Below are 25,703 nucleotides of genomic sequence, written 5' to 3' on the forward strand. Positions count from 1 at the left end.
CACACGTGATTTGCATCAGGTAGGGCTATGATCCGGCGCTTCTTCTCCTATTATGCCCCTTATAAGGGCCTCTTTTTCCTTGATTTTGGCAGTGCGGTGGTGGCCGGACTGCTGGAACTGGTGTTTCCGCTTGCGGTTAAAACCTTCATCGACAAGCTGCTTCCGGGGCAGAACTGGGGTCTTATCCTCGGTGCGGCTGCACTGCTGCTCGGCATCTACATCGTCAATACCGGGCTTATCGCCATCGTCAATTACTGGGGCCATGCCCTGGGTGTGGGTATTGAGACGGATATGCGGCGTCAGGCATTCGATCACCTGCAAAAGCTGTCCTTCCGGTTTTTTGACAACAACAAGACCGGCCAATTGATCACCCACGTCACCAAGGATCTGGAAGAAGTGGGCGAGATTGCCCATCACGGGCCGGAAGACCTGTTTATCGCCATTATGACCTTTATCGGGGCGTTCCTGCTGATGTTTTCCATCAACTGGAAGCTGGCGCTGCTGACCACCGTCATCGTGCCGTTCATGACATGGCTGGTCGGCCGCTATGGCTCACGCATGACCTCCACTTGGCAATCGCTGTTCAGCAATGTGGGAAACTTCAATACCCGCATTGGCGAAAGCGTCGGCGGTATCCGCGTGGTCAAGGCGTTTGCCAACGAGGACCACGAGCGCACGCTGTTTGCCAGCGACAATGAAAACTACCGCACCACCAAGCTGATGGCCTACCGCATTATGACGGCCAGCATCACGCTCAGCTATCTCAGCACCCGGCTGGTGCAGCTTATCGTCATGATGGCTGGTACGTGGTTTGTAATTCAGGGCGAATTGACCTATGGCGGCTTCATTGGCTTTCTGCTGCTGATCGATGTATTTTTCCGGCCGATCGACAAGATCACTTCCGTGCTGGAAAGCTATCCCAAGGGCATTGCCGGTTTCCGCCGGTTTACCGGCCTGATTGATACCGTACCGGATATTGCCGACAGGCCGAATGCAAAGGCCGTTGATCATCTGCACGGCGATATCGTCTATCAGGACGTGTCGTTTGGCTACTCCGACCATGCGGCGGTGCTGTCAGGCTTCAACCTGTCAGTCAAGGCAGGGGAAACCATCGCATTCGTCGGCCCGTCCGGTGCCGGTAAAACCACGATCTGCTCGCTGTTGCCTCGTTTTTACGAAGCCAACTCCGGTATCATTACCATTGATGGCATTGATATCCGCGATATGACGCAGGCGTCGCTGCGCAACCAGATTGGCATTGTGCAGCAGGACGTGTTCCTGTTCGGCGGCAGCATTCGCGACAACATCGCCTATGGCCGCCTGGGCGCAACGGATGAGGATATCCTGCATGCCGCGCGGCGCGCCCAATTGGAGGATGTGATTGCTGGCCTGCCCGCAGGGCTCGATACCATCGTGGGCGAGCGTGGTGTCAAATTGTCCGGGGGCCAGAAACAACGCCTTGCGATTGCCCGCATCTTCCTCAAGAACCCGCCAATCCTGATTCTGGATGAGGCGACCTCCGCGCTCGACACGGCCACCGAACAGGCGATCCAGCGCGCATTGAACGAATTGTCCAAGGGCCGCACGACGCTGATCATCGCGCATCGGCTGGCGACGATCCAGAATGCAGACCGCATCATCGTCGTCAACGAAACCGGAATCGTCGAACAGGGCACGCATACCAGCCTGCTGCAAACGCAAGGCGCCTATGCCACCCTGCACAATGCCCAGTTCGGGGCCCAGTTCTGGCCCCAGTTTGGTCCGCAGTTTGACCCTACCTAATTGTCACTCGGTGGGTAGCGATGCTGCCCGCCCTGATAGTCCGATACGGTGTAGCACCCGCCAGTATCAGCGCTGATTTCCGCGCGTCCAATGTCGGCTTTGCCATGCCCGCCGGGAATATCCAGAATATAGGTGGGCTGGCACAGGCCGGAGACACGGCCACGCAGTGCCGCGACCAATGCCTGTCCTTCAGCAATCGTCAGCCGGAAATGGCTGGTTCCGGGTGCAAGGTCGGGATGGTGCAGGTAATAGGGCTTCACCCGGTTTTCCACGAAGGTGCGCATCAGCGTGGCCAGCGTGTCCACATCGTCGTTAACCCCTTTCAGCAGCACGGACTGGCTGACCAGCACGATGCCCGCCGCATTCAGCCGCGCACACGCCGCTCGTGCATCGGCTGTGAACTCACGCGGATGGTTGGCATGGAGCGCCAGATAAATCACCTTGCCGCTGGCATTTAAAGCGCCAATCAGATCCGCATCCACCCGCCCCGGCTCCACCACCGGCACGCGTGTGTGAAACCGCACGATCTTGACATGCTCGATGGCCGACAGCGCCGCCATTAGGGCTGTCAGCCGCCGGGGTGATAGCACCAGCGGATCACCGCCGGTCAGGATCACCTCCCAGATTTCGGTGTGATCCCGGATATAGTTCAGCGCCTGCTCCAGTGCCGCACCGGACAACAGCCCATCGCCCTTTGGCCCCACCATTTCACGGCGGAAACAGAACCGGCAGTAGACCGGGCAGATATGCACGGCCTTCAACAGCACCCGGTCCGGGTAGCGGTGGACGATGCCTTCCACAGGCGTGTGGGCAAAATCGCCAATCGGGTCTCCCCGCTCCTCCGGCGTCACCGTCAGTTCGGCCATATCCGGCACGAATTGCCGCGCCATCGGATCATTCGGGTCGGTCCTGTCGATGAGCGCCGCGATAGCGGGTGTGATCGAAATAGCATAGTGCTGCGCCAACCGGTCCAGCCCGGTTGCATCACCGTCTGCAATCAGCCCTGCATCTGCCAGATCCTGAACCGATTTGAGCGCCCGCACTGTCATTCCGGTATATCCGCGACCGGTGCCCAAAGCACCTGCTCAATGCGTGATGCACCGGTTGCCAGCATAACCAGCCGGTCAAAACCCAGCGCGATGCCGCTCGCATCGGGCATGATATCGAGCGCCGCAATCAAGTCCTCATCGACGGGATAGGTCTCGCCATAAACGCGCTGCTTCTCCCGCATTTCCAGTTCAAACCGGCGCTTTTGCTCCGGCCCGTCCGTCAGTTCGCCAAAGCCGTTGGCAAGTTCCACACCGCAGGCATAAAGCTCGAACCGTTCAGCAACACGCGGATCATACGCCGTGCGCCGCGCCAGTGCAGCCTCCGCCACCGGATATTCCGTGAGAAGGGTGGGCCGCTCCATGCCAAGATGTGGCTCTACCTTGTCCACGATCACACGGCTGAACAGGTCAGCCCATGTATCATCACTGCTCACACGCATGCCGACCGCTGTCATGGCCTGGGCCAGTTCATCACGGTCCGTTTCGCCGGATGGATCGATGGACGCCAGCAGGTCTATGCCCGCATGGCACTGAAAGGCCTCGGCAACTGTGACACGCTCCACGGAAGCAAACGGGTCTGTCACCCGGCCTCGAAAGGTCAGGACTCGCGTTCCCGCGGTCTCCGCAGCCAGTTGCAGAAGTGCGGCACAATCCTGCATCAGCACCTCATAGCTCTCTCCCACGCGATACCATTCCAGCATGGTAAACTCCGGGTGGTGCAGAGGCCCGCGTTCGCGGTTGCGATAGGTATGGGCAAAGCAGGCAATACGCCGCTCACCGGCAGCCAGCAACTTTTTGCAGGCAAACTCCGGCGATGTGTGCAAATAGAGCGGCGCGCGTGCGCCCGCCGTCGTTATCGCCTCCGTGGCGAAGGCGTGCAAATGGGCCTCGTTGCCGGGGGATACCTGCAGGGTGGAGGTATCGACCTCTATGAAGTCCTGCTCGGCCAGAAACATGCGCAACGCTGCCTGAATGCGGTTTCGCGCCAGCAAAAACGGGCGGCGGTCGGCATGCACATGAGGCATCCACCAGGGAGACGGTCGGGAAATTGGCGTGTTCATTGTCTTGGTAATTCGTCTATAACCGGGTTTCTTCACGCCGCACTGGCATTTTACACCGAGATAGGATAGCTCCAGCCCATCGTTTCATTTCGCGCCAACAGCATTGTCATGCGTCCGGCGTGTACGCTTCTTACAAGGAAACCTTATGGTCAAGGTCATTGCATCTTCGCTCCGCAAAGGCAATGTCGTCGAAGCCGACGGCAAGCTCTATGTGGTGCTCACCGCGCAAAATTTCCATCCCGGCAAGGGCACCCCGGTTACCCAGGTCGATATGCGCCGCATTGCCGATGGCGTGAAGGTATCGGAACGCTGGCGCACGACCGAGCAGGTCGAGCGCGCCTTTGTGGAAGACCGTCCGCATAGCTTCCTGTATGAAGATGGCGAAGGCTTTCACTTCATGAACCCGGAAACCTACGATCAGGTCAGCATGACCGCCGAAGATATCGGCGACCAGAAGGCTTACCTTCAGGAAGGCATGGTCGTTCAGCTTTCGATCTACAACGGTCTGGCCATCGCCATTGAACTGCCGCGTCTGGTGACGCTGGAAGTCATGGAGACCGAGCCGGTCGTCAAGGGGCAGACCGCGTCCTCGTCCTACAAGCCTGCCATTTTGTCCAACGGTCTGCGCGCACTGGTGCCGCCTCATATCAACGCTGGCACACGCGTCGTCATCATGACAGAAGACGGCTCCTACGTTGAGCGCGCTAAGGACTGATCCTTGCCATTTGAAGACAGAAAAGCCGCCGGCACTGCCAGCGGCTTTTTTATGCATAGGTTTAACGCGGGACGAAGCTTGAACGACGCACGTTTGTCTTTGGCTGATAGGCCAAACAGGAATGATGGGTGCAATAGACGTTGGTCCCATCTGTCCGCGACCCGCAGAAGCGGAATTCCGATGTGGTTGGGTCCCCCAGAGGCCAACGGCAGGTGGATGAACCAAGCTCCAGCAGGGTAATGCTTGGAAAGCCTGAAGCCGGGGCCGTTTCGGCCACTGCCACATCCTCCAGCACACGGCCTGAGAATGGCGTGGCGATGATGTCGGGCGCTGGCGTTACCGGGCGGCGCTCATTGGCAGCAGCCGCCCGCTGAACCGCTGGCTTTGCTTCCAGCACGGGTTCGTCTTCCACCACAGCGGTTATGGGAGCTGCTGCAACTGGCAACGCGGTTCCGTTGGCTGTGCGCCGCTGTTGCAAGCCCAGACGATGCACCTTGCCGATCACCGCATTGCGTGTCAGCCCACCCCCCATTTCAGCGGCAATTTCGCTCGCGCTTCGGCCATCGGCCCAGAGCCGGCTAAGCGTTTCAATCCGGGCTTCAGTCCAGGTGGAGGGCTTTTCCATTTCATTCATTCCAACGCGAGGGTACTTCATACAAGATACAGAGCAAAGTTTGCCATTGCGACGAAGCTTTACAATGCACCGCTTGTCTTTGACTTAAATTCCGGCGCGCACATACCATTTTCCACAACTATCGTGCAATTCGACGTTTATTCATGGAAAATGTCAGCGACCACTGACGCAACGTGCCTCAGCGGGAATGGTTCATGATGAAAACCGGCGAACGATCCGGCAGGAAAGGTCTGTCCAACCAGCGGCAAACGAAACTCGACAGGATCACGTCTGAAAATCAGCGATTGAGACCGCCGATGTGGAAGCTCTTCATTTCCAGATATTCCTCGATGCCGCACTGCGCGCCCTCGCGGCCCAGCCCGGATTGCTTGATACCGCCAAAGGGTGCAACCTCGGTGGATACCAAGCCGGTGTTGAGCCCGACCATGCCGAACTCCAGTGCCTCGGCAACGCGCCAGGAGCGCGTCAGACCTTCAGTATAGAAATAGGCAGCCAGACCGAAGGGCGTGGCATTGGCAATGCTTATGGCTTCAGCTTCCGTTTTGAACCGGAACAGGGGCGCGACCGGGCCAAAGGTTTCCTCATTGGCCAACGCCATCTCAGTCGTTGCATCACCCAGAACCATCGGCGTGGCGTATTGCAGGCCGTCCGGCATGGACGCAGCGCGCGAAAGAAGCTTTGCGCCCTTCGCCAGCGCATCCTCGACGTGGCGATTGATCTTGTCGATAGCAGCCGCATTGATCATCGGGCCGATATCCACCGCGTCCTCTTGTCCGGGACCGACGCGCATGGCCGATACCCGCGCGGAGAGCCTTGCTGCAAAGTCATCGTAAACGCCTGCCTGCACCAGAATGCGGTTGGAACACACACAGGTCTGTCCTCCATTGCGGAACTTGGAAACGATTGCGCCCTCAACAGCCAGATCGAGATCGGCATCATCAAAGACAATGAATGGTGCGTTGCCACCAAGTTCGAGGCTCAAGCGTTTGATACTGTCGGCTGCACCGCGCATCAGCAATGCGCCGATGCGGGTAGAGCCGGTGAACGATATCTTCCGGACAGTCTCATTGGCCATCAATTCGGTGCCGATGTCGCCTGGCATGCCGGTGACAATGTTGACAACGCCAGCGGGAATGCCTGCGCGTTGCGCCAGAACGCCGAGCGCCAAAGCGGAAAACGGCGTGAACTCCGACGGCTTGACCACCACTGTACAGCCCGCCGCAAGCGCTGGCGCGACCTTGCGGGTGATCATGGCATTGGGAAAGTTCCAGGGGGTAATGATAGCACAGACGCCCACCGCCTCTTTCAGCACCACGATCCGTCGATCCGCCGTCGGTGATGGAATGGTCGTTCCGCCGATACGGCGCGCTTCCTCGGCAAACCATTTGACAAAAGACGCGCCGTAGCGGATCTCGCCCAAGGCTTCACTCAGCGGTTTGCCTTGCTCCAGTGTCAGGATCAACGCCAGATCCTGTTCATGCTCCAGCATCAGCCCATGCCACTTTTCCAAAAGGACCGCGCGCTCCCCATGGAGCCGCGCCCTCCATGCGGCCAGAGCCTCCTGCGCTGCCACAATGGCGCTGCGCGTTTCATCACGACCAGCATCTGGCACATGGCCGATGGTCAACTGGCTGGCGGGATCGACGACGGGCACGGTTGCACCGGAGCGCGCGTTCTGCCACGCGCCTCCAATCAGGCATTGTTGGCGCAAAAGAGTAGGGTCACGTAGATCGCTGAACGTTTTCATAAAACTTGCCTTTCATACGAGCGACGACAACACAGCGGCGGTGACAGCCTCTGTCCGGTCCTTGCCCGGGGTGGTGCCGATGCCGCGTGCTGTCGCCGCTTCAATGGCCGCGAGAATATCGGCGGCAGCCCCGGGTTCTCCCAGATGATCCAGCATCATGGCCGCTGACCAGATGGCCGCTATCGGGTTGGCGATGCCCAGATGGGCAATATCCGGTGCGGAGCCGTGGACCGGTTCGAACATGGATGGGGCCTGCCTGCCGGGGTGGATGTTGGCAGAGGCTGCAAAGCCCAACCCGCCCTGTATTGCCGCGCCGAGATCGGTCAGGATGTCGCCGAACAGGTTGGAGGCCACAACAACATCGAGGCTTTCCGGTGCCATGACCATGCGTGCCGCCATGGCGTCGATATGGTAACTGGTCACGTCGACATCGGGATACTCGGGTTTCAGTTGCTCCGTCACCTCATCCCAAAACACCATGGAGTATTTCTGCGCGTTGGATTTGGTTACGGATGCCAGCTTGCCGCGTCGCTTGCGCGCCTGCTCAAAAGCAAAGCGCAGGATACGCTCGACACCGGTGCGGGTGAAAATGGAGGTTTCGACGGCCACCTCATCGGGCGTGCCCACATGCACACGCCCGCCAGCACCGGAATACTCACCCTCGGTGTTTTCCCGAATGCAGAGAATGTCGAACTGACGTGCTTTCAAGGGCCCCTCGACCCCCGGCAAAAGCCGGTGGGGGCGGATATTGGCATATTGCACGAACGCTTTGCGGATAGGCAGAAGCAGGCCATGCAACGATACTGAGTCCGGCACCTGCGCGGGCCAGCCAACGGCACCGAGGAAGATTGCATCAAAACCACGCAACGTTTCGACGCCGTCCGGCGGCATCATCGCGCCCGTTTGCTTGTAGAAGGCGCAGGACCATGGATAGGTTTGCGTGGCCAGTGCAAAACCTCCCCGCCGCGCGGCCGCTTCCAGCACTTGGCCTGCGGCATCCGTTACGGGCACGCCAATGCCATCGCCCGGTATCAGTGCTATGGAATAGGTCTTCATCGTTTGCTTGTCCTAAACATCGATCAGCACGCTCTTTGACTTTCGGTTGGCCTGATAGGCTTCCCGGCCAAGGTCTTTGCCAATACCGGAACTTTTGTAGCCGCCGGTGGGCAGAATATGATCGCGCGAACGGCCATACCGGTTGACCCATACCGTTCCGGCCTGAAGCGCCCGCGTGACGCGGATGGCGCGGGACACATCCTGCGTAAACACGCCGGCGGCCAGCCCGTAGGTGGGGTGGTCCGCCAGTGCCAGCGCCTCGTCTTCGTGTTGAAATGTCTGAACTGTAAGAACCGGTCCGAAGATTTCCTCCGTCAACGCGGGCGACGACGGCTCAAGATTGCCAAGCAGGGTTGGCGCATAGAAATAACCGGCGCTGTCCAGCGGGCCGCCTCCCGCGTATGTTTCAGCACCTGCACGTCGCGCCGTCTGGACAATGCTGTCGATCCTGTCGATCTGGGCTTGTGAAATGACGGGCGAATATTGTGTATCCGCATCCCATGTGGGACCGGGTCGAGCCTCGGAGATCAGGACCAGAATTGCATCAACCAGCGCGTCTGCCACCCGCGCATCCACGATTAGCCGTGATCCTGCAACACAGGCCTGCCCCGCATTGAACAGAATGCTGGATGCAACAGCTTTTGCGGTACGGCTGAGATCGGCATCGGCAAACACCAGTTGCGGGCTTTTGCCGCCCAGTTCCAGTGTCATGGGTTTGATGCCGGTGCGCGCGACATTTGCCATGATCGCTGCCCCCGCAACCGTCGAGCCGGTAAAGCTGACCTTGCCGATTTCGGGATGGCCCGTCAGCGCCGTTCCCGTTACCGCGCCATTTCCCAGCACAATGTTGATCAACCCGGCGGGGAGACCGGCGCGCACGGACAGTTCGGCCAGATACAGGGTTGAAAACGGCGTAAGCTCGGATGGCTTCAGCACCACCGCGTTGCCTGCGGCCAGCGCAGGCCCCAACTTCCAACCGGCCATGGACAGCGGAAAGTTCCATGGCGTAATGGCACCCACAACCCCGTAGGGTTCGGTCATGATCATACCCAGACTGCCGCTCGCCGTTGGCACCAGATCGCTGCCCTCCTTATCGGCAAATTCCGCGAAGAACCGGATTTGCTCGGCAGTCACGGCGATATCACCATCGACGAGTTGGCCCACGGGCCGCGTGGATGAGACCGCTTCCAGCCGGGCCAGCGTTTCGGCTTCCGCCTCAATCAAATCGGCCCAGCGGTGAAGCGCTTTGGTACGCTCACGGGGTCGTTCAGTTGCCCAGCCGCTGTCTTTCAGGGCGCGTTTGCCCGCCTGCACGGCTTCATCCACCAGTTCGACACTGGCAATGGGGCAATCAGCATACAGCACGCCGTCCGATGGGCGGCGCATGGGCATTTCGCCCTTGGCGGGCACCATTTTACCGCCGATGAAATGGCCACGCGGCAGATCGACACTCTCCGGCGAAAAGCTAAGAGACATGATCGGTGGCCGTGACATAGATTTTCCGCACGGTCTCAATGGTACGCCACACGCCGACAAAACCTGGCTTCATCACGAAACTATCGCCGGCTTTGAACGTGAATGTCTCGCCGTCCTTTTCCGTAATTTCGACGTAGCCGGAAATCAGATGGCAAAACTCGAAGGTGGTGCCCTTGATCGAATGGGTTTCGCCGGGTGTTGCCTCCCATATGCCGGTGTGGACGGTATCATCTCGCGACGCATCCTGCGGCCATGTATTGAACGAGGGGTCGCCGGAAATCAGCCGTTCAGGCGTTGGTCGGGATTCACGCAGTGCCGTTTTCGGATTGGTCTCAATACGGGTGATCAGGGACATAAACGCTTTCCTCCTACTAATAACCACGGCTGCGATCCACGAGGCCGACGAGCGCCTCGCCGGCTTCGTGGCGAATGATATTGTCGATAACTGCCGTGGCAGCCGAATCCGATTGCGTGATACTGGCGATATGGGGGGTCAGAATAATATTCGGATGCTGCCAGAACGGATGGTCGGCAGGCAACGGCTCCGGGTCGGTGACATCCAGCACGGCACCGCAGAGATGGCCGCTGTCCAGTGCAGCGAGCAGCGCGGTTTCATCCAGTTGCGGACCACGCCCGGCATGGACAAGGCTGGCACCGACGGGAAGAGCGGCAAACAGATCGGCATTCAGAATACCGCGAGTTTCCGCCGTCAAGGGCAGGAGACAGACCAGAATATCGACCTGCGCCAAAAAATCTTTCCGTTGCTCGGCCCCTGAGAAACACGTGACATCGGGAATGACATGCGCGCTCCGGCTCCAGCCCGACAACACAAAGCCAAAGTTTTTCAGCGATTCAAGAACGGCCTGCCCCATCATTCCAAGGCCGAGAATACCAACGCGCCTTTCCGCTGCCGGGGTGACGGGATGCGGTGTCCATTCCCCCCGGCTCTGCTGTGCGAGATACACAGGCAGATTGCGATGCAAAGCCAGCACTGCCATCGTGACATAGTCCCGAACCATGCGCATTACACCAGCGTCCACCATGCGAACAAGTTTGACCCAGCGAGGAAGCGCGCCCAACTGAAACTGGTCGACACCAGCGCCAATGGAAAACAAGACTTCAAGATTGGTGTATCGTGCCAGATCGTCCGGCGCGGTCCACGATAGCAGATAGCGAACCGCCGCCGGATCAACCGAGTGGGCATCCGTGATGAAAGGAAGCTGCCCAAGGCGGTCTGCAAAAGCGGCAGAAAAAACGCGCGCTCGCTCCGGCGTTGAAAGAAACAGAAAAGCCATGCGGCGGCGCTCCAGCGGAAGGTAGACCTATGGTTTCCCAAACAGCGCCGCAGGATGCGCTGAACCAGACCCAGCCCACGGCACATTGCACCAAAAACCGTGGCACATCATGCACACATCCTTTGGCCAAGAATGTCGATCATGCGTCGGCAGGCAGACAACTCGTCCCGTTCTATGTATTCATTGGCGCGATGGGCGCGGGCGATATCGCCCGGACCACAGATAATGGCCGGGATGCCAGCGGCTTGGTATAGCCCGGCTTCAGTGCCGTAGCTCACAGCCGCAAGCGGGGCCTGCCCGGTTATTTCTGCCATCATTGCAGCCAAGGGCGCATCTTCGGCCAGCGACAATGCAGGATATTGACTGGTCACCGTCCAACTCGTTTCAAAACCTTGGGCGTCGAGGTCGGCAAGCACTTGGCGGATCGGGTCCAGCAACACAACGGGCGACTGTCCGGAAATTGCACGCGCTTCAATGTCAGCGCTGCAGTGATCAGGAATAATATTGATGGCCTGCCCCCCATGGATCATTCCCACCTGAAGGGATGAGTAGGGCGGCTCGAACGCGCTTTCGAACGGACCATCCGTCAACCCGCGGGCGGCATCAACCGCCGTGCTCAAAACGCTTGCCATCGCATGAACGGCATTCAGCCCTTGATCCGGGCGTGATGAATGGCCAGCTCGGCCACGAACCTCCAGGTGAGCCGCTGCCTTACCCTTATGGGCGCGTATGGCGCGCAGACCACTGGGCTCTCCCACGATACAGGCCTGCGGCAAGGCACAGAGATCAGGCAGCAGCGCCAGCAAGTGCGGCACACCACGGCATCCCGCTTCCTCATCATAGGAAAACGCCAGATGAACTGGCCGGGTGAGTGGACGTTTTGCCAGCTCCGGCAGCGCAGCAAGCGCGCAGGCCAAAAACCCTTTCATATCACTGGTGCCCCGTCCATAAAGACGTCCATGCTCAGCACGCATCGTAAAAGGGTCTGATAACCAGTCGGGCTCGTTGGCAGGCACCACATCCATATGGCCCGAGAGAACAAGGCCGGGAACGAACCGAGGGCCGACGGTGATGAGGAGATTGGCCCTGTCGCCTTCCGGCCCCATCGCCACAGTCACTTCGGCCCCACACGCTCTTGCATAGGTGACGATCCAGTCGACAATGGCAGCATTGCCCGTGCCAACGATTGAAGGCAACGCGATCAAGTGTGCCAATATTTCGTCTTGCTCCATGGTGCCTCGCTCTGCTGGCTTGCCTGTAACACTGCCAGCATAGGCGTCAGATCAGGGGTAACACGCCAAATGTGCGGGCTGCGCAGTGTAAACTGCTGAAAACAGCCCTATTTCGAGCGGGACATACGGCAGTTTTCAACGATACTCGTTGAACAAGAGCGATTCTAAGGACGAAATCGTAGTGATGACCGAAACGATGCAGTTGGAATCCTTTCAGCTCTCCCTGTGTGACATCGTGGATGTAGACCTGGAAAACCTGCATGCCCTGTCTCTGTCCGTTCGCTGGCCGCACCGAACGAAGGACTGGCAGATGCTGCGCGAGAACGGGCACGGCATCGTGGCGCGGGATGCGATTGGACGGGTTTTTGCATCTGCCATGTGGTTCCCCTACGCACCCGATTTTGCCACGCTGGGTATGGTGATCACGTCGCCGCGACTACAGACTCACGGCGCGGCGCGCTGGCTGATGAACCACGCGATGAGGCAGATCGGAACCCGTCCGCTCCGGCTGAACGCGACCCATGCGGCGCGCAGGCTTTATCAGTCCCTGGGCTTCAAAATTGAGAAGACTGTCTATCAACGACAGGGAACCGTTATACCTTATGTCGCGCCGGATGTGCCGCACGACGCCGTTCTGCGCGACGTGACGCCAGCCCATCTTGCTGATTTGGTGAAACTCGATCACCAAGCCTTCGGTGCCAGACGTACGGCTCTGTTTACCCATCTGCTGTCGGTGTCCAAAGGCATGGCGCTGCTTCGGGACGGCGAGATAGCGGCTTTTTCCCTGTCACGCCAGTTTGGACGAGGCACCTTGATTGGGCCAGTGGTCGCGGCTGACGATAGGGACGCGATAGCGGTCATCCACCCCCTGATCGCCGCGCATGTTGGCCAGTTCCTGCGGATCGACACACGGCAGGACACAGGCGCATTTGCGGATTTCCTCGCGCAATCCGGCCTGCCGGTTTTCGACACCGTGACGAGCATGTCGCTTGGCGGCGACTGGCTGGACGCATCCCCCACCCAGGCCCTGAAAACCTACGCGCTGGTCACGCAGGCTTTGAGCTGACGGTCTCAGCGGGTTTTTGATGCTTGTTTCATTCCGGTCGTATTGGCTCTAAAACTCTGCAACCTTGCCCCATGAGGCGTGTGTGAACCGCGAGGGATGGTACGGAACGGGGTCCACGATCGGTGGCATTCCTGTGATAATATCGGCCACCAGATGCCCGGCCCCCGGCCCAATGCCGAAGCCGTGACCGCTGAAACCGGCCGCCAGAACAAGCCCTTGTACAGAATCAATTTCCCCAATAGCCGGAACACCATCCGGCGTGCTGTCGATATAGCCCGCCCAGACGCTGGTAACCTCCGCTGCCTGTAGGGCAGGCAGCAGAGCGCGCGCGCGTTTCAACGTGTCGTCGATCTGTCTACGGTCTGGCTTCGGATCAAGAATACGCTGGTGTTCCATCGGGGTCGGCGCATCCAACCGCCACGTTTTCAAAGACTCGTGGCCCGACCGCCAGCCGGTCAGATCACCGGGCGCCAGGCTTTTGTAGCGCTTCACAAACATGGGGACAAATTCTCGCGAGAAGCGCAATTGCTGCGGCGTGGGGTCAACCCGTGCACGACCGCTGATGGCGAGCGTATAGCCACCATCACCCCGGCGCGTGACGGAAACCTCTGACGTATGCAGCGCATCCGGCACACCTTCAACTCCCGCGCTGACCGCCATGATGGATGAGCGGATGGACGCTTGCGGAAAACGAATTCCCAGTTGACGACAAAAGGAAGATGCCCACGCCCCTCCGGCCATCACGACGGTTTTGGTACGGATGGTGCCATGCTCGGTTACTACGCCGCTGACGCGGCCCGCTTCCAGTTCCAGACCCCGTGCCGCACACATCTGGTGCACAGACCCGCCCTCTTTCAGAACACCGAGCGCCACGAGGGGCGCGGCCCGAACGGGGTCGGCGATGCCATCACTGGGGGAAAACACGCCGCCTTTCCAAGCCCGCAAGGTCGAACGCCCCCGCTCCGCAGCTTCGGCGGCATTGAGCATATGCGTTGTCACACCCACCGTGCGCGCAAAGTCGCGCCAACGCGCCCAACCGGCAATTTCAGCCTCATTATTGCTGAGATAAAGCAGTCCGCATCGGCGGAAGCCAACATCCTCCCCAATGTCGCCCGCAAGCGTGTCCCAAAGCTCAAGGCTTTTGGTGGACATCGGCAGTTCACGGGCATCGCGGTTCTGCTGTCGGCACCAACCCCAGTTCCGGCTGGATTGCTCGGCACCAATCAGCCCCTTTTCCACCAGTGCAACACGCAAGCCGCGTCTTGCAAGGTAGTAGGCGGAAAACACACCTGCGACGCCACCGCCAATCACCACTACATCAGCTTGCGCGGGCAAGGTGGATGAGGTTTCAACCTTCAACAGAGGTGCGGGCATAGCAGTTTCTCCTGACTTGCTGACCTATAACAGGGCCGCAAAAATCATGGTTGCCGCATTGCAACGCGATTTAGCATTTTGTTCTGCCTCTGCATGGTACGTCAGTGCATCGTGCGCATGTAGTTGCCGTAAAGCTTTTCAAGAACAGCAGATTATTCCTGTTTGACGCCGAAAGCGTTCCGCATAATATGCTGCTTATTCGCGCCAACGCGCAGCGACAAGCACAGGATGCTTCGATGAAACTGGACCGGATCGACATCAAAATCCTCTCGGAATTGCAAAAGAACGGCCGTATCACCAATGTGGAGCTGGCCGATCTGGTAAACCTGTCGCCCAGTCCTTGCCTGATGCGGGTGAAAAAACTGCAATCAGAAGGATATATCCAAAGCTACTCCGCACAGATCAACGTCGCCAAACTGGGCCAGACCTTGACGGTCTTCACAGAAATCACACTCAAAAACCATCGCCAGATTGATTTCGCCCGATTTCTGGCGGCCATCGAAAAGATCGATTCCGTTATCGAATGCCATCTGGTCTCCGGCGGTTACGATTACCTCGTCAAGTTCGTAACAGCGAGCATTGCCGACTACCAGACCATCATGGAACGGCTGATCGACATGGATATCGGCATCGACAAATATTTCAGCTTCGTCGTGCTGAAATCCCCCATCGTCAAACCGCACATGCCTTTGAACAGCCTGTTTCCGCTATAGCGTTTGCCTGTAAAAGGCGGCTTGCTGTTGGGTTCACAGCCGATGAAACGCTCTCGTCTATCGCTTGGAAAACGCGTTTACCAGTTCCGGGTCCTGTTCCAACGCATCCAGCCAGCAGGGGTTGAGTTGGGGAACCGATGAGTGGAGCAGCCGCGAATAGGGATGACCGCCGGCTGCGCCAAACGCAGCAGGCTCTATCTGCTCGATCTTTTCGCCCGCATACATAACGGCAATCTCGTCGCAAATGGCTTGAACCACGGACAGATCATGACTGATGAAGATGTAGGAGAGACCCAGCTCTCTTTGAAGCTCTTTCAAAAGATCGATAATGGCAGCGGCAACCACGGTATCGAGAGCCGAGGTAATTTCGTCGCATAGAATAACCTTTGGATCGGCAGCCAGTGCGCGAGCCAGATTGATGCGCTGCTTTTGCCCGCCGGACAATTCGCTGGGGCGGCGAAATTTTACAGTCCGGGGCAGGTGCACCATATCGAGAAGTTGATCGATTCGTTGATCACGGTCGCGTTTCGACATGCTGTGATAAAAACCGAGCGGTCTAGCCAGAATATCATCGATAGATTTGGACGGATTGAGCGCGGCATCTGCAAACTGAAACACAATCTGCAGTTTTCTCAGGTCTTCGCGTTGCCGGTTGCGGGCGGAAGGCGCAAGCTCTCGTCCATCAAGCAGGATGTGCCCATCCGTCGGCGGCAGAATACCCGCAATGGCCCGTGCCAGCGTCGATTTTCCACATCCGGATTCGCCGATAATGCCGAGGTTCTGGCCGTGCTCCAAGGTGATATCAACTGCATTCACGGCCATGGCCAGCGGCCGACCATTTGGCTGTATCGGGCCATATCCTGCCGATAGAGTGCGTACCTCCAGCAGCGGTTGCCGTTTTACGGTGTCCACCGCGACAGTCTTGCTGCGCGTAGCTGGCTTGAAGGCGGCCACCAGTTGCTGTGTGTAGGGATGTGCAGGATGTTCCAAAATCTGGGCTGTGGTGCCGATCTCCTGCACCTCTCCACCTTTTAAAACCACAATCCGATCTGCGATCTGGGCAACAACTGCCAGATCGTGGCTGACATACACGCCCGTCAAGCCACCCGTCTTCATGACGGATTTGAACGCGCGGAGCACCTCGATCTGTGTGGTCACGTCGAGCGCAGTCGTGGGCTCATCGAAAATGACCAGTCGCGGGTCGCCAATCAGCGCCATGGCGGCTGACAATCGCTGCAACTGCCCACCGGAAACCTGATGCGGATAGCGTGCGCCAATTCCGTCCGGGTCCGGCAGCGCCAAAGCCCGGAACAGGCTCAAGGCTTTGGCACGCGCCGCCTCAGTCGACATCAACCCATGGATACGGACGATTTCGATCACCTGATCCATAATCGTCTGCGCCGGGTTGAAAGCCGCGGCGGCACTTTGTGGCACATAGGCGACCTCGGTGCCCCGCAACCGGGCGAGCGCTTTTTGCGGCAAAGCGGCCATATCGCGCCCGCCCAGCAGAACCGAACCCCCGCTTATGCGGCAGCCGGGGCGAGTATGGCCCATCAAGGTCAGCGCAATTGTGGTCTTGCCTGAACCGCTTTCACCAATCAGCGCAACGATTTCCCCTTCTGCAATATCGAAGCTAACGTCCCTGATGATATCCACTGTACGGTCTGCGTCAGTTTTGGCCTGAACCCGCAGGTTTCGGATTTCGACAAGATTGGTCATCCGTTGCTCCGGTCGCGTATCTTCACGGGCAGGTTATCAATCAGCATATTGACGCTGATGGTCAGGCTGGCAATCGCCAGCGAAGGAACCATAACCGCGGGTGCGCCAAATGGCAGCCCGCCAATGTTCTCGCGCACCAGCGCGCCCCAGTCGGCATTGGGAGGTTGCACACCGAGACCAAGGAAAGACAGGCCAGACAACAGCAAAACAATAAAAACAAAGCGCAGGCCGAGATCCGCAAGCACCGGCCCCAGAATGTTGGGCAGGATTTCTGAACCGATGAGATACAAGGTCTTTTCCCCCCGGGCACGCGCGACGGTCACAAAATCCATACTGTTGATATTGACGGCCAAGGCGCGGGCAAAGCGGTAGGAGCCGGGCGTGTAGATCACGGCCAGGGTCAGAACCAGCACCGGCATTGACGACCCGACTGCTGCCACGACCACAAGTCCGAAAAGTTTGCTCGGAATGGAGTTTAACGCATCGAGAAAACGGGATAGGATCGCATCGAACCACCCGCCTGCCACGGCTGCGCTCATTCCCAACGCGACGCCGCTGAAACAGGCGAGCGCCACGGCAGCCAGTGAAATGCCGACCGTATACCGTGCCCCCATGAGAATACGGGAAAGCATGTCCCGGCCGAGGTAGTCAGTGCCCAACAGAAACTGCGCGGACATAGGCCCGAAATAATCGTAATCGACGATATCGCCTATGGGGTAAGGGATCAGCAGCGGCGCAAATACTGCGACAGTGGCCCAAAACACAATTACCGAAAGGCCGATCATACCAACCGCATTGAAACGGTAGCCAAGTCTGCGAGGAGACAATGCAAAACGGGCCATGGTCAGCGCAACCTCGGATTGGATAGAATGGCGATGATGTCGGCAATCGTAATCAGTAGAAGATAGCCAAGGCAGAAAACCATGGAGCAGGTCTGTATCAATGGCAGATCGCGTGTTGCCACCGCATCAACCATCAGTTTGGCAATGCCCGGATAATTGAAAATTGTCTCAACGATGATGACACCGCCAAGCAGGTAGGAGAGCGACAGGGCCACCGCATTGACGATGGGGCCGAGCGCGTTGGGCAATGCGTGTTTCAAAACGATGCGCCGACGCGATGCGCCTTTCAGCAAAGCCATTTCAATATAGGGAGTGTTCAGGGTTTCAATCACCGCAGCGCGGGTCATGCGGATCATCTGGGCGGAAATGACGAAGCTGAGCGTGATGACGGGCATGGCGAAGACCCGCAGCAACTCACCGAATGAGTGCACCTCATTGGCAAAGGCAAGGGCCGGAAGCCATTGGAGATAGACCGCGAAAATCAACACGGCCGATGTTGCCACCATGAACTCCGGAACGGAGATCACGCCGATTGTAACCGCTGTAACCACACGATCAAACAGAGTGCCACGCAAAATAGCAGCGGTAATTCCAAGGAACAGCGCAATTGGAACGGAAAAGACCGCCGTAGCCGCAGCGAGCTTCATGGAACTGAGAAAGCGTGGGCCAATGAGATCGGCAATCGGCAGGTTATTGGCGTATGACGTGCCAAGGTCGCCGGAAGCCAAGCCGGCCAGCCAACGGGCAAAGCGGACGATAGCCGGGTCATCCAGATGCATGGCGGTGCGCAAGCCGGCGACTGCCTCCGCCGTTGCCGCTTGGCCGAGCAGGATTTGCGCAACATCTCCGGGCAGCATTTCCGTTGCCGCAAAAACGGTAAAGGAAACGATCAGGAGGGTTATGACTGCAATAATCAGCCGGTTGACCACAAGCATAAGGACGTGTCGGTTCATGGATTCTCCGCGTCGGCATATCCTAAAGGCGCTGGTGAAGGGCGGTCAGCCGCCCTCCACCGGGGGAAGGTCAAGCTTCCAGCCAGACATATTCCGCGAAGGCATAACCCATCTGCCCACCGAGCGGGTTGCCTTCCAGCCCCTTCAATTTCGCGGAGATCGCATCGACATTGGAGATGAAAACCGGGATAGCCGTACCGGCTTCTTCCGAAATCATCACCTGCATTTCATCATAGATTTCCTTGCGCTTGGCCTGATCCAACAATCCACGCGCTTCCAGCATCATGCCATCGAATTTTTCGGATTTATACTGGCTTTCATTCCACGGCGCATCGGATGCATACAGCAGCGAAAACAGGATATCGGGCGTGGGGCGCGGATTGATATTGCCGAAATGGACCGGTGCCTTCAGCCAGTAGTTGGACCAATAACCGTCGGAGGGTACGCGCTGCACATCCAGTGTAACGCCGATATCTGCACCGGCCTGCTGCAGGATCATGGCCATATCAATGGAGGAGGCAGCAGCATCCGATGCGATAACGGGAATTGTCTGGCCTAAAAGACCGGCTTTTTCGAAGTGAAATTTTGCCTTTTCAGGATCGAACGCCTTCGGTTTCAGGTCTGCATTGTGATAGATGCTGGCTGGCGATACGGGCTGGTCATTGCCCAGTTCAGCGACACCGCGCAACGCGGATTTCTGTATTTTTTCACGATCGAGCAGATACTTCATACCCTGCACGAAATCGGCCTTGTTGCCGGGGCTGAGATCAAGTCGCATATTGAGGTTGGTATAGTTCCCCGAAGTGAACTTGGACAACGCGACGTGAGTCTGACTTTCCACCAGACGCATGGAGCGTGGATTGATCGACGCGGCCAGTTGAATGTCGCCCGATAGCAGCGCGTTGACCCGTGCCGTGTCATCGGAAATTGCGATATACTCGAAGGTATCGATATACGGACCCTTTTCCTTCCAGTAATTCGTGTTCTTTTTCCCGATTGACCGAACGCCCGGCTCAAACACCTCGCAGACAAAAGCACCTGTGCCGTTGGCCTTTGCAAAATCCGTGGTGCCATCAGCGATGATCATGAAATGGTGCATCGCCAAAATGGTTGGCAAATCGGCATTGGGATTGGCCAGCGTGATTTCTACCGTGAGGTCATCCAGCGCCTTGATACCGGTCATCTGCTTGGCGATGGAATTGACCTTCGAGCCGACGGCAGGGTCCAGATGGCGATTGAGGGAGTAGACTACATCAGCGGCTTTGAGCGTTTTGCCGTCGTGGAAGGTAACGCCACTGCGCAGCTTGACCGTCCATACCTTGGCATCGGCACTTTCCACGCTTTCTGCCAGCTCCATGTTGGTTACGCCCCTGGCATCCAGAAAGGTAAGCCGGTTGTAGAAGGCGCAGCAACGCACATAGTCACTGGCTTGCGAGGCTTTGGCGGGGTCCAGCGTATCGGCAGTAGACGACGACCAACTGGCGGCCTTCAGCGCACCGCCCGAAACGGGTGTGGCGGCCAGCGCGCTGGTGGCGCGGCCAAAAAGGGCCGATCCAGCCGTGAGAGCGACGCCGCCAGCCAGCATCACTTTCAGAAGGTCGCGACGGCTTGCGCCGGATCGAATAGCATTTTCCACCATGGCGTCATCGGACGCTGTCCAGTTGGTAATTGACGGTACAGACATGCGCTTTCCCCTTTTTTTGATATTGAAGGCATTCCGGCAAAAGACGTTAAAGGCGACCGTTACCAGCGCTTTGGCGCTCGCACGGGTAGCTGTGGATCGACATGCTCAAGGCTGATCGCGCCCTCGTATTCTTGCTTTCTGATCGTTATGGTGGGGCGCGTGTTGGTATATCGTCGCCTCTGAATATGAGTTTGGCAAAAAACCTTTGCCGATTTCGCTGAATGCGAGAAGCGTGGCGGCAGATAATTCTGAATACGGTTCTCCTGCAGAATATCCCGTAGAACCACGCTCACGCCATGGCCGTCCGCACGTCAGGGTCTTCAAGTGTCTGGTTGAGGGTCAGCCTCGTCCGTTCGATGATCGCCTCGATATCATCCGGTGTGCAGCACAAGGGCGGCGCATAACCCAGAATGCCATTTCCAAAGGCACGCACCACCAAGCCGTTGTTCCAGGCACGATCAAAAATGCGGCGGGCCGGATCGGCTGCCGCAGGCAGAGGGGTCTTGCGGGCTTTGTCCGTTACCAGCTCAATGGCTGCCAGCATTCCGCGTCCACGGACATCGCCAACCAAGGGGTGATCGGCCAAAGCGCGTAAGCCTTTCATCAGCAATGCGCCAACCTTCCGACCATTGTCCAGCAGGCCATTTTCATAGAGACGCAGCACTTCAAGACCCACGGCTGCACTGACCGGGTGCGCGGAGTAGGTATAGCCGTGGCCAACCGCTGCGGCCCCTGCCCCATCGGCAATAGTATTGTACACCTTGTCGGACATGAACACGGCACCCATAGGCACGTAGCCCGAGGTCAAGCCTTTGGCCGTGGTGATGAAGTCCGGCACGATGTCTTCGTCCGTACAGGCAAACAACGGTCCGGTGCGGCCAAAGCCGGTGATGACTTCATCGGCAACGAACAGAATGTCCAGTTCCGTACAGACTTCGCGCATGGCCTTCATCCAGCCCGGTGGCGGCACAAGTACACCGCCAGAGCCTTGAATGGGTTCGACGTAGAACGCTGCTACACGCTCTTGCCCGATAGCCTCCACCTTTTGCCGCAGTGCAGCGACAGACGCGGCAATGATAGCCTGATCTTCGGAGCCCACCGGGTTGCGATAGACATAATGCGACGGAATTTTATGCTGCCAGTCGAAAGGGAGGCCAAAGCCCGCATGGAAAACGGGGAGCGCGGTCAAACCCGCGCCGACCGTGGATGATCCGTGATATCCCTGTTCTACGGAAATGAACTGGTCCTTCTCTGGCATGCCTTTGGCATGATAATAGTAGCGGATGAAGCGCACGGTGCTATCCACGGCATCCGACCCGCCCAACGTGAAGTAGATATGATTGAGGTCGCCCGGAGAGCGCTCCGCCAGTTCGGCTGCCAGCCGAATGGCGGATTCTGAGCCCAGCCCGAAATATCCTGTAGCATAGGGCAGTTCACGCATCTGCCTGGTGGCCGCTTCAATAATACTATCCTGCCCATAGCCCGCATTGACGCACCAAAGACCGGCAAAGCCATCCACCAGCCTATGGCCGCTGGCATCCGTTACCCACGCGCCCGCTCCGGACGCTAGAACCCGGACACCCATATGTTCGTGGCCGCGATAGGACGCGACCGGGTGCACCAGATGGGCACGGTCCAGTTCAATCAAGGAATTGCTGAGCATTTCAAACTCCGTAACAGGGTTCAGCCAAAAGCCTGACTTGCCAAGGCAAAGACGTGAAACTCGGACGATGGGGATATTTGATAACCACCGCGCCGCATGGAAATTCCCCCGCCCACATGGGCAAGCCCCTGCGCTTCCAGCCAGGGGGCAAGTCCCGCATCCTCCGTCGTATCGACACGAAGGAAATGACCTGCGCGGGCAGCAGACAGAAAGCCAAGCAGACTTTGGGCCTCTTCCAGGGTTCGCGCTACGATAGGTCCGGCCACCTCACCGCGGCCAAAGTCACGCAACACAGCAAAACCGACGATCCTGCCATTCTCTCGGAGCACAACCAGTCGACCGGTTTCGCTCAATCTTTTCATGAGCCGCGAACGATCAAGGCCACAGGCGGCATGATCAACGGCAATCAGTTCGGAAACGTCCGTTGCGCTGGCCCAGTCTGCCGTACTGTCAAATGCGTTGTTGCCGATCACGCCTTGATATTGCAACACAGTGCCAGAGGGCTGAAAACCCAGTTTCTGGTACAATGGCAGTCCATCCTGGGTCGCAACCAGCCGCGCCTCCCGCCCCTCGCATTTCGCCAAGGCGGCATCCATCAGCTTTCGACCGATACCCTGCCCGCGCATGGACTCATCCACGATGACCATATTGATGGTGGCGGCGTTCTCACCGTAAGGTGTCGCAAATGCCGTTCCCACCACCCCGTCACCCGACACAGCGGCAATACCATCGCTCAGGGATTCCACCATTGCCCAGTCTTCGCGGCGATGCGGCCACCTGGCTTGTTGCGACAACGCGACAGCGCCATCCAGATGCGCTGGCGAAAACGTTACGAACTTAATTGGCTCTGCTGTCATGCCCCTCTCCCGGGTAATCCATGTTTCCTGTCATTAATAACCCTGTTGTGCTGGTAGATCGTCCCGACAATATCGACCTCACACACCCTTTCCGCTGTCTCAGCCAATTTTACCGCATCTTCTGCCGTGCCAAGCATCTGTCATGAAGGCCTGTGTTCAGCGCAGGTCATCTATGTGCCCGCACAACTCTGTGCCAAACCGGCTGGATGATACGCAACATTGTGCTTCGCTGATCGGTGATTGCAGTGCTCACGTGACGCGATGCCCGCTATGATGTTCTCAAAGTGCTGCAACCCACGAGGACACACCCGTTATGCCCCAGTTCCGGCCCAAATATATTACCTTCGATTGCTACGGCACGCTGACCAATTTTCAAATGGCCGAAAGTGCGCAGGCCATCTACGGCGAGCAGTTGGATGCAGACCGTATGAAACAGTTCATCAAGAACTTTGCCGCCTACCGTCTCGATGAGATTCTCGGAGACTGGAAGCCTTACAATGAAGTTCTGCACAATGCCGTGGAACGGACGTGCCGTAAAAACGGGGTTTCATTTCACGCAGACGATGCACGCGCCATCTACGAACATGTGCCGACATGGGGCCCACACGCAGATGTGCCCGCTGGGCTGGCAAAGGTTGCCAAAGAGATACCGCTGGTTATTCTATCCAACGCGATGGACGAGCAGATCATGTCCAATGTTGAAAAACTGGTCGCGCCGTTTCACGCGGTTTACACTGCACAACAGGCCAATGCCTACAAGCCGCGCTTTCGGGCATTTGAATATATGTTTGATATGCTTGGTTGCGGGCCTGATGACATTCTGCATTGCTCGTCGTCATTTCGCTATGATCTGATGTCTGCTCACGATCTTGGCATCCGAAACAAGGTCTGGGTGAACCGGGGGCACGAACCCGCCAATCCCTATTATAAGTATACCGAGATCCCGGATATTTCGGGGCTGCCTGCCGTCGTTGGTTTGTAATAAGGAAGCGGTGATGCAGTTCAAACCCTACTGGCAGGATACCGCCCTTGTTTTCTCCGGAGCGCAAGCGGGACCGGTCGAGGGTCATTTTGATGTGGCCATTATCGGAGGCGGCTTCACCGGTCTGTCAGCGGCCCTTCACCTCGCGAAATCAGGAGTCCGGGTCGTCGTGCTGGAGGGTGCGACCGTCGGCGCCGGGGCATCCGGCAGAAATGGTGGGCATCTGAACAACGGCCTTGCGCATAGCTTTATCGCAGCCAAACAGCACCTTGGGCCGGAACGCGCAAAAAGCCTTTATCGGGCATTCGACGAATCTATCGACACGATCGAACGCATTATTAGCGAAGAAGCCATTGATTGTGATTTCCGCCGCGCAGGCAAACTAAAACTGGCATCGAAGGCGGCGCATGTCGCCTCAATCGCAGAGAATTTCGAAGCCATTCACCGGGACGTTGACCCGGATACGGCGATGCTGACGGCCGACGATCTCAAAGCTGAAATTGGATCGACGCAGTTTCATGGTGCCATGCTATCCAAGAAAAGCGCCATGATGCACATGGGCCGGTTTCTCACCGGGCTTGCTACTGCCAGCCAGCGCCGGGGCGCTGTAATCTTTGAGAAAGCGGCCGTGACCCGTCGCTCTCTGCAAAAAAACCGGCATCATCTCACCACTGAGCGCGGAACGGTGACCGCAGATACAGTATTCCTTGCAACCGGGGCTTATACTTCGGGCCCCTTCCGTTATTTTCAACAGCGGATTGTTCCGGTTGGTAGCTTTCTGATTGCGACCCGCCCTCTCAGCGTTACCGAAGCTGAATGCGTGATGCCGGGGAACAGAACCTGCGTTACGTCCTTGAACATCGGCAACTACTTTCGACTGTCTCCTGACAACCGCCTTATATTCGGCGGCCGTGCGCGATTTTCTGCGACCTCGGATCAACGATCCGACGCCACAAGCGGCGCCATTTTAAAGGCATCCTTGCGCAAGCTATTCCCGCAGCTTGGTCCAATCGACGTTGATTATTGCTGGGGCGGTTTGGTCGACATGACCAAGGACCGTTTCCCTCGGGCAGGGTTCGCCGATGGTGTCTGGTTTGCAATGGGATATTCCGGCCACGGCGCACAGTTATCAACGCATATGGGAATCACGATTGCCGATCAGATCATGGGCTGGACTGATCGCAACCCTGTTGATGGTTTTGAGTGGCCTGCAATCCCCGGTCATTTTGCCAAGGCTTGGTTTTTACCGGTTGTGGGAATGTATTACCGGGTGCTGGATAGGTACCATTAAGGTTGTCAAAACCAACTGTCCTCCCGCGAGGTCCTTTGCCATCACTAGCATTTGTCTGCTGCTGGTTTTGACTGTGCCAAGGTTGGCAGCTTTTGATGGAGTTTGGTTTGTTGATTTTGGTGTTGTTTTTTCAGATGGTTGAGAGTTTTGGCAGTGGGATAAATCGTTATAGTTTTTCGGCACGATCGTTAACGGGTTTGGTGTTTTGGCGATGAGTGTCATGCTTGGATGCGGACGTGACGTGCCCCTTTCAGTTTGGTTGCCAGAACGCAAAACCCCCTGCACGTGATGTACAGGGGATTTTGTGTGTATTTTGATTTTGGTTGCGGGGGCAGGATTTGAACCTGCGGCCTTCAGGTTATGAGCCTGACGAGCTACCGGGCTGCTCCACCCCGCGTTATGTTTGGGTTGTTTGTTGTTGTGTGAGATTTTACGATGTGTGTGTTGCGCTTTGCAGACCTGGCAGCGACCTACTCTCCCGCGTCTTAAGACGAAGTACCATCGGCGCTGGG

At 57.7% G+C, this 25,703-nt stretch carries 22 protein-coding genes and 1 tRNA gene; 6 read left to right on the forward strand and 17 right to left on the reverse strand.

The window, feature by feature from the left end; translation table 11 throughout:
* Positions 1-27 precede the first annotated feature (27 nt).
* Positions 28-1,782, forward strand: coding sequence for an ABC transporter ATP-binding protein (locus IFT84_RS18200; protein WP_192121982.1), 1,755 nt, complete (start codon positions 28-30; stop codon positions 1,780-1,782).
* Here IFT84_RS18200 and IFT84_RS18205 read toward each other — a convergent pair.
* Together IFT84_RS18205 and epmA are read right to left on the reverse strand one after the other, a co-directional pair.
* The gene (locus IFT84_RS18205) at positions 1,779-2,831 is read right to left on the reverse strand and encodes a lysine-2,3-aminomutase-like protein (RefSeq protein WP_192121983.1); all 1,053 of its coding nucleotides are present in this window, start codon (positions 2,829-2,831) and stop codon (positions 1,779-1,781) included. The two genes, IFT84_RS18200 and IFT84_RS18205, sit on opposite strands and share 4 nt — an antisense overlap.
* Positions 2,828-3,892 (reverse strand): EF-P lysine aminoacylase EpmA, encoded by a 1,065-nt coding sequence (gene epmA, locus IFT84_RS18210; protein WP_192121985.1) that lies wholly within the window; start codon positions 3,890-3,892, stop codon positions 2,828-2,830. The genes IFT84_RS18205 and epmA overlap by 4 nt, the downstream gene beginning before the upstream one ends.
* A gap of 145 nt (positions 3,893-4,037) precedes the next feature.
* On the opposite strand from epmA, the gene efp reads away from it, so the two are divergent.
* Positions 4,038-4,607 carry an elongation factor P gene (efp, locus tag IFT84_RS18215; RefSeq protein WP_192121987.1) on the forward strand — a complete coding sequence of 190 codons (570 nt, stop codon included), beginning with the start codon at positions 4,038-4,040 and terminating at the stop codon, positions 4,605-4,607.
* A gap of 61 nt (positions 4,608-4,668) precedes the next feature.
* Here efp and IFT84_RS18220 read toward each other — a convergent pair whose 3' ends face one another.
* From IFT84_RS18220 to argE, 7 genes are all read right to left on the reverse strand, one after another.
* On the reverse strand, positions 4,669-5,232 hold the full coding sequence (locus tag IFT84_RS18220) for a GcrA family cell cycle regulator (protein ID WP_192121989.1): 564 nt from the start codon (positions 5,230-5,232) through the stop codon (positions 4,669-4,671).
* A 286-nt stretch (positions 5,233-5,518) separates the two neighbouring features.
* Positions 5,519-6,988, reverse strand: a complete 1,470-nt coding sequence (locus IFT84_RS18225) for an NAD-dependent succinate-semialdehyde dehydrogenase (RefSeq protein WP_192121991.1) — start codon at positions 6,986-6,988, stop codon at positions 5,519-5,521.
* 12 nt (positions 6,989-7,000) lie between these two features.
* Positions 7,001-8,044 (reverse strand): tartrate dehydrogenase, encoded by a 1,044-nt coding sequence (locus IFT84_RS18230; RefSeq protein ID WP_192121993.1) that lies wholly within the window; start codon positions 8,042-8,044, stop codon positions 7,001-7,003.
* 12 nt (positions 8,045-8,056) lie between these two features.
* Positions 8,057-9,520, reverse strand: a complete 1,464-nt coding sequence (locus IFT84_RS18235; protein ID WP_192121995.1) for an aldehyde dehydrogenase family protein — start codon at positions 9,518-9,520, stop codon at positions 8,057-8,059.
* Positions 9,510-9,875, reverse strand: coding sequence for a cupin domain-containing protein (locus IFT84_RS18240; protein ID WP_192121997.1), 366 nt, complete (start codon positions 9,873-9,875; stop codon positions 9,510-9,512). Before IFT84_RS18240 ends, IFT84_RS18235 begins: the two co-directional genes overlap by 11 nt.
* A gap of 16 nt (positions 9,876-9,891) precedes the next feature.
* Positions 9,892-10,815, reverse strand: a complete 924-nt coding sequence (locus IFT84_RS18245) for a 2-hydroxyacid dehydrogenase (protein WP_192121999.1) — start codon at positions 10,813-10,815, stop codon at positions 9,892-9,894.
* A gap of 107 nt (positions 10,816-10,922) precedes the next feature.
* Entirely contained in the window at positions 10,923-12,047 is a 1,125-nt protein-coding gene (gene argE / locus IFT84_RS18250) for an acetylornithine deacetylase (RefSeq protein WP_192122001.1), read from the reverse strand.
* A 184-nt stretch (positions 12,048-12,231) separates the two neighbouring features.
* Here argE and IFT84_RS18255 point away from each other — a divergent pair, with 184 nt between their 5' ends.
* Positions 12,232-13,113, forward strand: coding sequence for a GNAT family N-acetyltransferase (locus tag IFT84_RS18255; protein ID WP_192122003.1), 882 nt, complete (start codon positions 12,232-12,234; stop codon positions 13,111-13,113).
* A 48-nt stretch (positions 13,114-13,161) separates the two neighbouring features.
* Here IFT84_RS18255 and IFT84_RS18260 read toward each other — a convergent pair whose 3' ends face one another.
* Positions 13,162-14,487: an NAD(P)/FAD-dependent oxidoreductase gene (locus IFT84_RS18260; protein WP_192122005.1), complete on the reverse strand. Its 1,326-nt coding sequence runs from the start codon at positions 14,485-14,487 to the stop codon at positions 13,162-13,164.
* 236 nt (positions 14,488-14,723) lie between these two features.
* Between IFT84_RS18260 and IFT84_RS18265 the strand changes: the two genes are divergently transcribed.
* Positions 14,724-15,200 carry an Lrp/AsnC family transcriptional regulator gene (locus IFT84_RS18265; RefSeq protein ID WP_192122007.1) on the forward strand — a complete coding sequence of 159 codons (477 nt, stop codon included), beginning with the start codon at positions 14,724-14,726 and terminating at the stop codon, positions 15,198-15,200.
* 57 nt (positions 15,201-15,257) lie between these two features.
* Here the strand turns inward: IFT84_RS18265 and IFT84_RS18270 are convergent, their stop codons facing one another.
* The 6 genes from IFT84_RS18270 to IFT84_RS18295 all read right to left on the reverse strand — a co-directional run bounded on the left by IFT84_RS18270 (position 15,258) and on the right by IFT84_RS18295 (position 22,918).
* The gene (locus IFT84_RS18270; protein ID WP_192122009.1) at positions 15,258-16,919 is read right to left on the reverse strand and encodes an ABC transporter ATP-binding protein; all 1,662 of its coding nucleotides are present in this window, start codon (positions 16,917-16,919) and stop codon (positions 15,258-15,260) included.
* Positions 16,916-17,761, reverse strand: coding sequence for an ABC transporter permease (locus tag IFT84_RS18275; protein WP_192122011.1), 846 nt, complete (start codon positions 17,759-17,761; stop codon positions 16,916-16,918). The genes IFT84_RS18270 and IFT84_RS18275 overlap by 4 nt, the downstream gene beginning before the upstream one ends.
* A gap of 2 nt (positions 17,762-17,763) precedes the next feature.
* Entirely contained in the window at positions 17,764-18,714 is a 951-nt protein-coding gene (locus IFT84_RS18280; RefSeq protein ID WP_192122012.1) for an ABC transporter permease, read from the reverse strand.
* 70 nt (positions 18,715-18,784) lie between these two features.
* Positions 18,785-20,398: an ABC transporter substrate-binding protein gene (locus tag IFT84_RS18285; RefSeq protein WP_192122014.1), complete on the reverse strand. Its 1,614-nt coding sequence runs from the start codon at positions 20,396-20,398 to the stop codon at positions 18,785-18,787.
* A gap of 289 nt (positions 20,399-20,687) precedes the next feature.
* Positions 20,688-22,061 (reverse strand): aspartate aminotransferase family protein, encoded by a 1,374-nt coding sequence (locus tag IFT84_RS18290; RefSeq protein WP_192122016.1) that lies wholly within the window; start codon positions 22,059-22,061, stop codon positions 20,688-20,690.
* Between the two features lie 20 nt (positions 22,062-22,081).
* Positions 22,082-22,918: a GNAT family N-acetyltransferase gene (locus IFT84_RS18295; RefSeq protein ID WP_192122018.1), complete on the reverse strand. Its 837-nt coding sequence runs from the start codon at positions 22,916-22,918 to the stop codon at positions 22,082-22,084.
* A gap of 313 nt (positions 22,919-23,231) precedes the next feature.
* Between IFT84_RS18295 and IFT84_RS18300 the strand changes: the two genes are divergently transcribed.
* Both IFT84_RS18300 and IFT84_RS18305 read left to right on the forward strand, forming a co-directional pair.
* Positions 23,232-23,900, forward strand: coding sequence for a haloacid dehalogenase type II (locus IFT84_RS18300; protein ID WP_192122020.1), 669 nt, complete (start codon positions 23,232-23,234; stop codon positions 23,898-23,900).
* 13 nt (positions 23,901-23,913) lie between these two features.
* Complete coding sequence (locus IFT84_RS18305) at positions 23,914-25,191, forward strand: NAD(P)/FAD-dependent oxidoreductase (protein ID WP_192122022.1); 1,278 nt, start codon at positions 23,914-23,916, stop codon at positions 25,189-25,191.
* Positions 25,192-25,511: 320 nt separating this feature from the next.
* Here IFT84_RS18305 and IFT84_RS18310 read toward each other — a convergent pair.
* Positions 25,512-25,588, reverse strand: a tRNA-Met gene (locus IFT84_RS18310).
* Between the last annotated feature and the right edge of the window lie 115 nt (positions 25,589-25,703).

It is taken from the genome of Rhizobium sp. CFBP 8762 (assembly GCF_014841565.1).
GTDB lineage: Bacteria > Pseudomonadota > Alphaproteobacteria > Rhizobiales > Rhizobiaceae > CFBP-8762.